Raw genomic sequence first — 12543 nt, forward strand, 5'->3', positions numbered from 1 at the left:
TCGTTACTCCTCCAGCTTTACTTGCCCGAAATTGAGCAGGGTCACGAATGTGACTCCGCCGAGGATATTTCCAAGCGTGGCAAACAGCAGCCAGTGGCCGTACGTTGAAAACGCGACCTGGCTGGTGAACACCGCGCTGAGAATTTCACCACTGGTGGCAATGCAGTGGGCGAAACGCCCCATCCCAACGATGACGGTGAGCATCCAGACCACCGCAATCTGGCCTATCGTCCAGTGACTCGCCGTCACCGTCCACGCCATGAGCGCGATGATCCAACCGCCAATCACGGCACTCCAGAAGATATGCCCGGAACTGCCCGCAACCGAGCGGATGCCGAGAGCCGCCAGCCGAATGCCGACGTCATAGGGCAGGGCTCCGGTTTTCATCGTTACGAGCGCAAACAACATGGCCCCGCCGATGTTTGCCAGGAACACGACTGTCCACAATCGCAGGGTGTTAAAGACGTGTTTTCGTTCGGTCAGGATCAACGCCACCGGAAAGAGCGTGTTTTCTGTGAAGAGTTGAGCCCGGCCAATGATGACGGCGACGAAGCCGAGAGGGTAGAACATTAGCGCCGCAAACTGCTGCCAGCCTCCGTCGCCAAGCACGCTTTGTGCAACCGCCACCGACAGTCCCGTCAGTCCCATGCCCATACCACCGGCGACTCCCGAGAACGCGAGCGCACGGGAAGAACGTTTCAATTCATCGGCGGCACTTTCAATGACCTTTTCGAAAATCTCGTGGGCGGTGCGTCGAGTGGTAGAGGTCTCTTCGGCCATAGCAGTACTCAGCCTTAGAGCATCGATTTGAGTGTGGAGTTGGAGCAGGTGGATTGAAAAGGGGAGCGGGATCCTGCTCTGATAGGCGATGGAGCTAGCTCGCGGGTGTTTCCCCTGGTTCGGCCCGGCCGCGGGCAAGCTCCATCTACTTCGATACTCAAGTCTAAATCGATTTTGTACCGTGATCCTTCGCACGACGAGCCGTGATTGCCGTCACGGTGGCGCAAACCAGCGGGGCCTATGCTCAGCCGAACTCTGGCGGGATGTTCCCCCGAGCATCAATCGGCAGAGTACCCATGGCTTTCGGGGGAGAACCATGCTTTCCACGACTTCGCAGTACGCGATTCGCGCACTCAGTTGTCTGGCTCGCATGCAGTCTGGCGAAACCGTCCTCGGGCGAAAGCTTTCCGAAGAAGCCTCGGTTCCGTCCAATTACCTTTCCAAGATCATGCTGGTCATGCGCAACGCCGGCCTGATCGAGGCTACTCGTGGTGCCGGTGGCGGCTATCGCCTGGCAGTGCCAGCCACGGAGATCCGGCTGCTGGACATTGTCTCGCTGTTCGACTCCTCCACAACCCAGTTGGAGTGTGTCCTGGGAACCGGAGTGTGTAACGACGATGCACCGTGCCCGGCGCATTCCCGATGGAAGCAAGTGCGGAATGAATTCGTCGGGTTTCTGGAAGGAACTACGCTGGCGGAGTTAGCAGAATTCGGGCCCCTCCGCATCAAGTAAACGTCAGCGCATTGACAGTCCAGTATGAAACGCCGGGTCCGAGTTTAGTTCGCATAGGGAGGCTACTCGTCTATTTCGTCGCCATGCCCTAAGTTGAACTTTTTCAGCTTGTATCGCAGCGCGTCGCGGCTGATGTCGAGCAGCTTTGCGGCCTGCGTCTGGTTTCCATTAGCCTGCGTCAGCGCCATTTCCACGAAGGCGCGTTCTACCTCTTCCAACGAGGTGCCGCCGTCGGGAATGCTGAGTTTCGGCAGCGCACGACCGTTCCCCAACTCTCGCGAGCCGTTTCCGGTCGAACTTGCCTCAAATGCCGTCATCCCGCTTGCCGCGCGTTTTCCGACAGCGAATGGAAGGTAATCCGGGTGCAGCATCTCTTCTTCCTCAAGGATCATGGCGCGCTCGATGGCGTTCTTCAATTCTCGAACGTTGCCGGGCCAGTCGTGCTTGTGGAGAAGCTTGCTGGTTTCTTCCGTTACGCCCTTGATCTCTTTGCGGAACTTCCGGTTGTAACGCTTCATGAAGAACTCGACCAGCGGCAGAATGTCTTCCTTGCGGTCGCGCAGCGGCGGCAGGAAAACCGAGATGATTGCCAGGCGGTAATAAAGGTCCTGCCGGAACTCGCCATCCTGCACAGCTTTTTCGAGATCACGATTCGACGCCGCAATCACGCGAACATCTACCTGCACGTCGCGGACCCCGCCGACCCGCCGCACCAGTTGATCTTCCAGCACGCGCAGTAACTTGGCTTGCAGCAGCGGCGAAAGTTCGCCGATTTCGTCGAGGAACAACGTTCCGCCATCGGCGACCTCAAACAATCCGCGCTTCATTGCCTTGGCATCGGTGAAGGCTCCGCGCTCATGCCCGAACAACTCGGCTTCCATCAGGGTTTCCGGGATGGCCGAGCAGTTGATCGCGATGAACGGTTTGTTCTGGCGGCGGCTCTGGTAGTGAATGGCTTTCGCGATCAGGTCCTTGCCGGTTCCGCTTTCGCCCTGGATAAGGATCGTCGTCGCTTCGCTCACCGCGATCTTGCGGACGAAACTCATCAATTCCGTCATCTTGCCGGAGGTGCCGATGACATCGTGGAATCCCGAGCGCCTCCGCACTTCGCCACGCAGCGACTCGACCTCGCTCCGAAGCCGCGTCGCTTCCAGTGCGTTCTTAATCGTCACTTCCAGCGCGTCGTGGAAATCCGGCGCTTTTTCCACGAAATCGTAAGCCCCGAGCTTAATCGCGGATTTGACGTCATCAACGCGTGCGTCGGCGGTGATCATGATGACTGCGCGCGGCATTTCGCCGTTCTGCTTCAGCTGCTCCAGAACCTGTAAACCATTGATGTCCGGCAATCGGACGTCGAGCAAAACAAGATCCGGCGACTCGGAGTGAATCAGGCGCAGTCCCGCCGTGCCGGTCTCCGCTTCCAGTACCTGGTAGCCCCACTCTTGGCACTTTTGACGCAGGGTCCAGCGGACCAGCTTTTCGTCATCTACAATCAGCACTTTTTCGGCAGGCATTTCCTGTTACCAATCTACTACGCCCCAACCGTTTGCGGGCGCTCTTTGGGCAGCGACACAACGAACCGGCTGCCTTTCCCAACCCAACTGGAAACCTCCAGCCGGCCACCATGGCCCTCTACCATTCGCCGCGCCAGCGACAAACCCAATCCTGTTCCATTCCCTTTTGTAGTAAAGAACGGCCGGAAGATATTCCCGATGATCTCCGGCGGGATTCCCTTTCCAGTATCCACTACCGTCAACTGAACGGAATCTTCGGTGTGCGCCACCTGGAGTACAACCTTGCCACCTTGATCGCACGCCTGAACGCCGTTCAGCAGTAGGTTCAACAGAACCTGGTGAATCTGTCCGGCGTCATGCTCGATCTCGATTCCCTCCATATCCTTCGTCAACTCGATTTCGACGCCTCGGGAAGCCGCATGGTCCCTCGCAAACATTACCGCGTGCTCGGCGGTGGCGTTCAAGTCGGCCCTGCGAAATTCCGGTTGCTTAGGCCTTGCGATCTCCAACAGTTCGGAGACGATCCGATTGATGTGCACTACCTCGCTTCGCACATCCTTCAGCACCGAACGGGCGGGGCTCTCCTTCGGCAGGTCGCGACCAATCACATCCATCACGCCGGCGATGCCGGCCAGCGGATTGCGAATTTCATGCGCCAGTCCCGCCGCCAATTCACCAAGTGTAGCCAGGTGCTCGGCGCGTGATATCTGCGTGCGGTGCAGTCGCTGGATCTCCTCGCGGCTTTCCCGAAGCTGCCGTACCATGTCGTTGAAGTCTTTGCCCAGGTCACCAATCTCATCATTGCGGTCCGCAAAATTCACAGAGACGGTCAGATCGCCTTCGCGGACCCGTTCGATCTTCTCCTGCAACTCGGTCATGGGCCGGTGAACCACGACTGCCAGCACCATGATCATCACGGCACAGATCGCCACCGCGCCCGCTGTGGCAATCACCAGCACCGTGTTGCGTTGCGTGTTCTCCTGCGAGAGCGTGACCAGCACAAACAGCAGGAGGCCATTCACTAGCACTGCCGCGACCGGCAGTACGGCCTTCATTTGCCAGTTCAGTCGAACCCGGCTCACCCGCTGTCTCCCTGAAATGTTGAGTGCTGACTCCATTATCAATCCCCGCAACCCGCCTCACAAGCCACTTGTGACCTACGGGGTATGCCGGAGGCCGGCAAAAAAACGAGGGTCTGGTCGACCCTCGTATCGTGAAAAGGCAGCGGTGAGCTATCAGGAGGTCTGAAAGCCGCTCACATCGTTGCGTAGCCGTGAATACTCGGTAACAGGTAGGTCACTCCGAAAAATGTGAAGATCACAACGATGAACCCGAAGATTGCGAAGTACGCCGCGCGACGCCCACGCCAACCGCGGGTGATTCGCATGTGCAGGTACCCGGCATAAACCAGCCATGTGATCGCGGCCCAGGTTTCCTTTGGATCCCAGCTCCAGTACGAACCCCACGTCTGGTTGGCCCAGTAGGCGCCGGTGGCTATCATCGCGGTCAGCAGCGGGAACGCAATGGCTACCGTGCGATAGGTCAGCCGATCGAGGTTTTCGGTGGAGGGGAGCATCGATTCGAGACCGCTGCGGCGCCATAGCAGGAGCAGGTACAGTAGTCCGGCGAAAATTCCACCGACGATACCCGAGAGAATGAACGGGCTTGCCGGCAGCGCCGTCGGGAACATCCCGGGCATGTCTGGCGAAGCCGAGGGATACTCTCCCCCGCGCATGCGGATCGCCAGGATGATTACGCCGATGATCTGCAGGACAATGGTGATGAACATAAACCGGTTCGCCCAGCCATCAAAAGACTCGTCTTTGTTAATCCGGGCAATCGCGTACAGCACCAGCGGTACCAGTGCCGAGAGCAACACAAGCACGAACAATCCGCCTAATGCCGGGATCGTGACGAACAGGCGCACATTCTGCGCTACGAAAACCTCTTCCTTCGCCGCTGGGTCCCACGCGATGACATTAAATCCGCCATTGTTGAAGCGGAGCATCATCGAGCTGTACACCGCGACCATTCCAGCAGCGGTCAGCGCCTGGAATGTCTCGGTCTTCATTTTGTCCTGTATCAGGAACATCATCGAGAGCGCAAAGCTCACGGCACAGGCAGCGTAAGCCAGCATCGCCAGCGTGACGTGGACGTGCAGCCAGGTCGATTGCAACGCCGGAACCAGCGGGCGAACTTCCGACGGCATCAATTGCATCAGGATGACGCTGACCACCGCCAAGGGCATGGTCACGCTGCCGATGATCTTGACCTTGTAGAACCGCTCGGCAACCAGCGTCAGTAGCGCCAGCGTCCAGACGAAGCTCAACAACATTTCGTACATGTTGGAGAACGGTGGTCGTCCGGCGATGTACCAGCGATGCGCCGCGGCTGCCGTGTTCGCCAGGAACCCAAGCAGCGTGGCGAAAGATGCGTAACTTACATACCGCTCGATCCCGGTGACGCCGTATCCCATGTAGAGCGCGCCGGCGCCCGCGTAGAACACCAGCGCCATGTACAGCATATTGCTCTCGTTGGCCAGCGGAGCCCCGGCCTTTGCCTTTATGACATTTAAGAATGCGGTAAACAGCAGGAACGCCATTCCCAGCGCTACCAGCACCAGGAACATTCCTCCGGCTGCCGCAGGTTGCTGTTGTGCCTTTGCTCTCGACATTTATTTCTCCGATTCCATGCCGCGATTACACAACCATCGTGGTGGTTTCGCGCGCAGATTCTTTCGCTTTCTTATTTTTGTTATTCGAAATTGGCGGTTGTGACTCGCGAGCCTGTATCTCTCGTTCGATGGCGGAAATCAGGGCTTTGTAACGGTCTTCAAACCCTTCCTTGTTCTTGTTGAATGCACCGCCGACCCACAACACCAGGCCTTGTCTTTCATCGTGAACGGCGATCGCCCAGAACCGCATATGGATTACGTAGAACGCGATAACCAGGCCCACGCCCATCAGCAGGCATCCGGTCCATACCGCCCACTGGCCGGGCTCGTAAGAAACTTCGAGTCCCGTGAAGTTCCTCATTTCGCCGCCGGTGAGCGTCAGCTTCATACCCAGGGCTGGAACATCGGCGGTCATGCCGTTGGCGACGAATATCCACGCCTTGTGCTCTTGTCCTGCCTTCGTCACCACAAAACCGAGCGCCGGGTTATTCGGTGATTCCGACTTGGTGTAGACGTCGTTGTCCTGGATGTAAAAGTCAGGTACGAATTTCGCGAACGTTATAGAGGTGTCAGGCCCAAGCGGTGCTGTCGTGCCAGGCTTCAGCTTGACTTCCTGCGTTTTGCCTGCGGCATCGCTGATTACGAGCGTCGCGAATCGCAGCGTTCCGGATTGTCCCATGCTTGCCTGGAACAGCCGAATGCCGCGGTACACCAGCGGGTCGTTGACGATGATCTGCTTCGTCTTGGTGACTTGCCCGTTTTCGATTACGTCGAGCTTCGACCAATACTTCTTCGGCATGCCGGTGTCGCGCTTCTCGGCGTCTTTGTAGTTTTCCTGGCGAGCTTCGTCACACCGGATCGAAAACGGCAATGTCCTTGGGAATTCGCCCTTGGCGGTTCGGACCAGGAATCGGTTCGTAGTCTGGCCTTCGTCGATGCTCATGAAGCCGCGGTAGCCAAGTAGTCCGTCAACGATTCCGCCGGCGAAGATGAACAACAGGCTGGCGTGGATCACGTAAACCGCCAGCACCGCAAAACGATGCTTTTCCGAGTACAACGAAGTGCCTTCGCTGCCGGAGATGCGCTCTGTCGGAAGCCTCAGCTTGCGAAAAGCCCTCTCGGCTGCCTCGATTCCCTCATCCGCATCTCGAATTGGAATCGTCGTGCGGTGGGGGAGGGCGGCGCGGAAGTGAGGTTCAGGCCGGCGGTACGGTCGTGCATAAAACCGCCACGCGTTCGGCCAGCGCTCAAGCGAAGCAAAGATGATGCTGAGACTGACCAGCGCGAGGAGGGACAGGAACCACCAGGAGTGGAACACATCCGTCAACCCGATGCGATCCAGCAGTGCGAGTGTCGATGGGGAGTAGGCTCGCTCCAATTGTCCGGGTTCGCTCGTCGGCCGCTGCATTACCAGGGTCCCGGCGGCTGAAAAGATCACAACAATTATGAGAAGGATGACTCCGGTACGAATCGAGGCCAGCGTTTTATAGAACTTCGTCCAAAGCGCAGATACACCCATGATGCTGGGCTCCTTTTCCAACCACATCATCACTGCAACTGCGAGTCCAAGACCCGACGTTCCCCGCAACTGTAGTCCTCAGTGCAGCTTAGCGGCTGTGATGAATCGGCGAATCTGCTGAAAAGTGGGCCAAATCACTCATCGATGTGACGAGATCGCGCATTCAATCAGGTCCGGCGGCGCCTCCCTTGGTTCTTTCCCGCGACAGGGCGATCTCCCGCACATTGGCCGTGAAATCACCCATCGGCGTTTTCACGAATATGGCACGTAAGTGACGGATTCTGTTGATGTTAGGCACCTTGGTGCTATCTGGCGTGGGCTCTCTAGAACCTGAATGCTCGTTTATTGTCAACCATTTAGCGAATTCGTACTGGAGGCCCTTCACGTTTTCCGGGGTTCCGGTCAGCGTATTGCACTCTCCACCTGCTCGCAGTGGAGGTAGTTGTGAAAGGTGTAGTGCGGACGATCTTCGGTGTTGGACTGGCGCTCGCAACATCCCAGCTGTATGGGGTACAGCATCCGGTCCCGCTGGATAAGAACACCGATTCCGCAAAGTGCATCGAGTGCCACAGCGACAAATCGCAGGGCAAGTTCGTTCACTCCGCGATCGCCATGGGCTGCACCAGTTGCCACGAGATTCGCAACTCCAAAGACGGCAAAATCACGCATGTCAAGCTGATCACTTCGACCCCGGGTTCCCTGTGCCTGACCTGCCATGCCGACAAGAATGCCGCAGACTTGAAAGGCAAGGTTCACCCGCCCGCGGTTCGAGACTGCATCAAGTGCCACGACCCGCACACTTCCGACAACAAGAACCAGTTGCTGAAGCCCACGAGTGGCGATGCAAATCAGAACCTTTGCCTGAACTGCCACAAGACCGGCGTCGATATTCCGAAGGGCGGTAGCCGGCACCCCGCGCTCGACATGGGCTGCGACACCTGCCACAACGTCCACAAGGTAGGCGACCCCACGAAGCGAGAATTCCGCTATCACCTGACCAAGGACGCGCCGGCGCTTTGCCTCGACTGCCACGATGTTAAAGACGAGAGCCTGGTGAAAGCCCATGACGGGCAACCGTTCGCAACGGCCGACTGCTTGAGCTGTCACGATCCGCACCAGTCCAAACTTCCCAAATTAATGCAAGCCTTCGTGCATGCGCCTTTCCAGGGTGGCAAGGACTCTTGCAGCACCTGCCACCAGCCGCCGAAGGACGGAAAAGTCGTTCTGACCCAGGCCTCAAGCAAGGAACTCTGCCTTACTTGCCACTCCGATAAAGAAGAGCAGATCGAAAAGGCGAAAGTTCAGCACCCCGGTGCGATGGGCGATTGCACCGATTGTCACAACCCCCATGCCGGGCGTTCGCCGGGCTTCCTGCAACCGGATCCGGTGAGTGCATGCCTGGCCTGCCATACCGACCAGGCTGAGCAGGGCAAGAAGAAATATCTGCATCAGCCCGCTTTCCAACAAGGTTGCGCGACGTGTCACGAACCGCACGGCGGAGACAACGAGCATCTGCTTCGCGCCAAGTCCGTGAACGACCTCTGTCTCGAGTGCCACGGTCCTGACAGAAATCCGAAGAAGCTTGAAGGCGAAGATCTGGTCAGCATTTTCGATGGCAAGGTGCTTCTGCCCGGGAATTACTTCGATAAGACCGTAGCTCTGCCCCTGAAGTATGGACTCGGACACCCGGTCATCGGACACCCAACGTCGAGTGTCATGGATTTAAAGGATCCGAACAAAGTCAAAACGCAGTTGACGTGTCTCAGCTGCCATCAACCGCATTCTTCGGCGCAACCGGATCTGCTGGTCAATGACATGAAGAATGACCGCAAATTCTGCGGCCAGTGCCATACACCGCAAGAATTCATGCAGCACTGATGTGTAGGGGAGTTGAGATGTTGAGAGTTTGCAAAAGTCGCTCGATAGTCGCCAACTGGCTGGTTGCACTGGTCATGCTGTTGGTGGGTGCGGTGGTCCTTCCCGGCCCGGCCTATGCGGGAAAGAAGAACAAGAAACAGCCAACCTCCACCGTCCCGCAGCGTCGCGAGCCGGCCTTGGAAGATTTTGACCTCTCGAAGATTGTTTTCCCCAATCCCCCGTCGATCGCCCGCATTCGCACCATCGGCTACTACGTCGGCGAAAAGATCGAGCGCGACGCCAAGAAGGAAAAACCGAGATCCAGTTGGATGGATCGCCTGGCTGGATCGAAGCCGGTCATGGAAGACAAGAACGTGAAGATCCCATTCCAACTCATCGCGCCAAATGGAATCGCGGTGGATTCGAAAGGCACGGTTTACACGGCGGATTACCGCGTCGGTGCCATCTTCATGTTTAATCCGGAAACCAAAGAAAGTCACCTGATAAAGGATCACGTTGACGCGAATTTCAAGACTATCAATGGTCTCGCCATCGACGACGGGGACCGGCTATTTGTCTCTGACAGTGGCTTCCATCGCATCCTCGTCTTCGGTCCGGATCACAAACTCCAGGATACGATTGAGGGCGGTCTCATTACTCCCGACGGCCTCGCTGTCGACAACGAGAACCGGTTCCTGTATGTCGCCGATGTCGATTTAGACCAGGTTCTCGTATACGACCTCGACAGTTTCAAACTGATCCGGAAGATCGGAACCACCGGGAAGAATCACGAACTCACGGATCCAGGCCAGTTCGCCTGGCCAACCGGCGTCGCCGTTGACAGCGACGACAATCTCTACGTCACCGATACCCTGAACGACCGGGTCGAGATTTTCGACGCCGACGGAAACTTCATCAGCACATTCGGCAAGAACTGCGACGCTCCCGGATGCTTCCAGCGCCCGAAGGGAATTGCGATCGACAGCGACGGCCATATCTGGGTCACCGACACGATGGCCGCCCGTGTCCAGGTATTCAATCGCAAGGGACAGTTGCTGATTTACTTCGGCGGCTATGGAAAGTACCCCGGCGAGTTCACCAATCTTTGCAGCATTTACATCGACAAGAACAATCGCGTCTTCACCTCGGAGATGCAGCCCGGCCGCATTCAGATCTTCCGTTATGTCACGGACGCCGAAGCCAAGGCCGAGAAGAAACAGCGCGAGGAAGAACGCACAAAGAAAGCCGGAGAACTGCCCCCTGACAAAGCTCCGGCTGAAAAGGGAACAGTGCAGTCGGGCAGCCAGAAACAGAACATCGCAAAAGAAACACAGAATTCATCTGCGCCATAGCAACAAGCTTTGGCGGTCCGCGGGCCGCCAAAACCGGGGAGCGGGTTGTACACCACTCCCCGGCAGTAACAGACCACACAGCAGTAAGCAGTCAAAAGCAAGCTCTTTAATCATCAGGAGGTCCTCTGTAATGAAGAAAGTATTGGTAATCCTTGTGGTCCTCGTTTTCGCTGCTGGAATGGCGATGGCGCAGAACTACTCGCCGAGCGGTGATGTCCTCGGCGCACACAACAACCATGGCCGTGGTTGCGCGGGCTGTCATGCCCCGCACAGCGGCCCCGCCGGCAACGGCAGGGCGACGAGCGATCCCAGCACTAGCTGGGTAGCCCTTTGGGGTCAGGACGTGCAGCCTCTCTACAACCAGTCGTTTGCATTTGGCGACAACGGAAAGTACGTCTTCGTCGCGCCTGCCAACCTCTCGGGTGACATCCACCTCGGTGGCTCCGATCCTCGCGTCGGCGGATTGTTGCTCTGCCTCAGCTGCCATGACGGCAAACTGGCAAAGGGCACCATGATGACCAACCAGGTGTACGAGACCCTGCCCGCCGGCTACGGCGCGACTCCGATCCCGACCCTGCTGGGCAATGACACCACCGGTGCAGGCTACGGCAACGACCATCCGGTAGGCGAGAACGCGGACGTCGGTTGCGACCCTACACATTATCAGTGGGACTGCACCGACAACGGTGACGGCACCATCACCATGAACGGTCCAAAGTCAACTCTGTTCGCGACAAACTACGGTTTCACCGCCAACCTTGCAGCGTACAACAACAAGCCCATTGTGGTTTGCACGAGCTGCCATAACCAGCACGTGATGAATGTCTTCAAGGGCAAAATCGGAGGCGTCCAGGGCTACTACAAGACGTACTTCGGCATTCGTGGCAACTACGATCCGGGTGCGACTAATGCCGGGTTCAACGCTACCGCGCAGTTCTGCCGCCAGTGCCATGGCGCTGAGGCGAACGAAATGAACAACGGTAGTGCCGTAACAGTCACGGACGGGTACTGATTCTCGTTTCTTTTAATTGAACTCGGGGGGAGGAAAGGGTTTCCCTCCCCCTTTTTACGAAGTGAAAGGAAGTATGAAGCGTAAAGCACTCATAGCCGTCCTGGTGGTTGCAATCGTAAGCTCCGTGAATGCTCAGGTGGCATCTCATAGACCCACCATCGCTCAAAGCGGCCCGGTAGCGCATCTCAACACGCCGGTAGTGCGAGTAAATGGAGTTGTGCTAACGCAGTCTGATCTGCTGCGCGAGATGTACACCATCTTTCCGTATGCGAATCAGCACAACGGCGCTTTTCCGAAAGCCATGGAGCCCGAAATTCGAAAAGGCGCCATGCAGATGATCATCTTCGAAGAGTTGGTCTACCAGGAAGCGCTACGACGGAAACTGACGATTCCTGCGCCCCGGTTGGCAAAAGCGCAGGCCAATTTCCGCAAGCAGTTCAATAGTGATTCCGAGTACGAAAATGTTCTGAGGCAGGATTTCCATGGCTCAAAGGTTCTGCTGGTAAACAAAATCCGGCGTTCCCTTTTGATTGAAGCCCTTCTGAAATCCGAAATTGATGCAAAATCCGTCGTCACCGCTGCCGAAGCGAAGGCTTTCTACGATCACAACCCTGAAAAGTTCAAGGTTCCCGACCAGTTCCAGTTCCAATCCATCTCGATCCTCCCGCCGGAAAGCCCGAACCCCGAGCAGCAAAAGGAAGCGGCACGGCGTGCTGACGATGCGTTGAGGCAGGCGAAAGCCACGAAATCATATAAGGAATTTGGTCTCCTGGCCGAAAAGATTTCGGAAGATGACTATCGCGTGGACCTTGGAGATCACAAGGCAGTTCCCAGTGCGGAGTTGCCTCCCGAGATCGTGAAGGTCCTCAGCAGCCTGAGCCCCGGACAGGTCAGCGACCTGGTGAGACTGGGCAGCGCCTATACGATTATTCGCCTGAACAAGCATGATCCAGCGCGAAAAAGAACCTTCGCGGAGGTCAGAGTCCAACTCAGTAACAATCTGCGCAGGCAGAAAGCGGACCGCTTGCGCACACAGCTCGACCAAAGACTTCGGAAAGGCGCAGAGGTACAGGAACTCTAATTCGAATCGGACGGTCAGTTT

Annotated in this window: 10 protein-coding genes; 5 read left to right on the top strand and 5 right to left on the bottom strand. The window is 57.1% G+C overall.

What is annotated here, in order from left to right:
• Positions 1-3: 3 nt before the first annotated feature.
• Positions 4-780, bottom strand: a complete 777-nt coding sequence (locus ROO76_11225) for a formate/nitrite transporter family protein (GenBank protein MDT8068722.1) — start codon at positions 778-780, stop codon at positions 4-6.
• A 316-nt stretch (positions 781-1096) separates the two neighbouring features.
• On the opposite strand from ROO76_11225, the gene ROO76_11230 reads away from it, so the two are divergent.
• A complete protein-coding gene (locus ROO76_11230; GenBank protein MDT8068723.1) occupies positions 1097-1513 on the top strand; it encodes an Rrf2 family transcriptional regulator in 417 nt (138 codons plus the stop codon).
• Positions 1514-1575: 62 nt separating this feature from the next.
• Here the strand turns inward: ROO76_11230 and ROO76_11235 are convergent, their stop codons facing one another.
• The 4 genes from ROO76_11235 to ROO76_11250 all read right to left on the bottom strand — a co-directional run bounded on the left by ROO76_11235 (position 1576) and on the right by ROO76_11250 (position 7220).
• Positions 1576-3027: a sigma-54 dependent transcriptional regulator gene (locus ROO76_11235; protein ID MDT8068724.1), complete on the bottom strand. Its 1452-nt coding sequence runs from the start codon at positions 3025-3027 to the stop codon at positions 1576-1578.
• A 17-nt stretch (positions 3028-3044) separates the two neighbouring features.
• Positions 3045-4109 (bottom strand): ATP-binding protein, encoded by a 1065-nt coding sequence (locus ROO76_11240; GenBank protein ID MDT8068725.1) that lies wholly within the window; start codon positions 4107-4109, stop codon positions 3045-3047.
• 173 nt (positions 4110-4282) lie between these two features.
• Positions 4283-5701, bottom strand: a complete 1419-nt coding sequence (gene ccsA / locus ROO76_11245) for a cytochrome c biogenesis protein CcsA (GenBank protein ID MDT8068726.1) — start codon at positions 5699-5701, stop codon at positions 4283-4285.
• 25 nt (positions 5702-5726) lie between these two features.
• Complete coding sequence (locus ROO76_11250; GenBank protein ID MDT8068727.1) at positions 5727-7220, bottom strand: cytochrome c biogenesis protein ResB; 1494 nt, start codon at positions 7218-7220, stop codon at positions 5727-5729.
• Between the two features lie 444 nt (positions 7221-7664).
• Here ROO76_11250 and ROO76_11255 point away from each other — a divergent pair, with 444 nt between their 5' ends.
• The 4 genes from ROO76_11255 to ROO76_11270 all read left to right on the top strand — a co-directional run bounded on the left by ROO76_11255 (position 7665) and on the right by ROO76_11270 (position 12522).
• Entirely contained in the window at positions 7665-9098 is a 1434-nt protein-coding gene (locus ROO76_11255) for a cytochrome c3 family protein (GenBank protein MDT8068728.1), read from the top strand.
• 17 nt (positions 9099-9115) lie between these two features.
• A complete protein-coding gene (locus ROO76_11260; protein ID MDT8068729.1) occupies positions 9116-10429 on the top strand; it encodes an SMP-30/gluconolactonase/LRE family protein in 1314 nt (437 codons plus the stop codon).
• A gap of 130 nt (positions 10430-10559) precedes the next feature.
• A complete protein-coding gene (locus ROO76_11265) occupies positions 10560-11441 on the top strand; it encodes a hypothetical protein (protein MDT8068730.1) in 882 nt (293 codons plus the stop codon).
• 73 nt (positions 11442-11514) lie between these two features.
• Positions 11515-12522: a peptidyl-prolyl cis-trans isomerase gene (locus ROO76_11270; protein MDT8068731.1), complete on the top strand. Its 1008-nt coding sequence runs from the start codon at positions 11515-11517 to the stop codon at positions 12520-12522.
• Positions 12523-12543: the final 21 nt, after the last annotated feature.

This window comes from Terriglobia bacterium, assembly GCA_032252755.1.
Lineage (GTDB): Bacteria > Acidobacteriota > Terriglobia > Terriglobales > Acidobacteriaceae > JAVUPY01.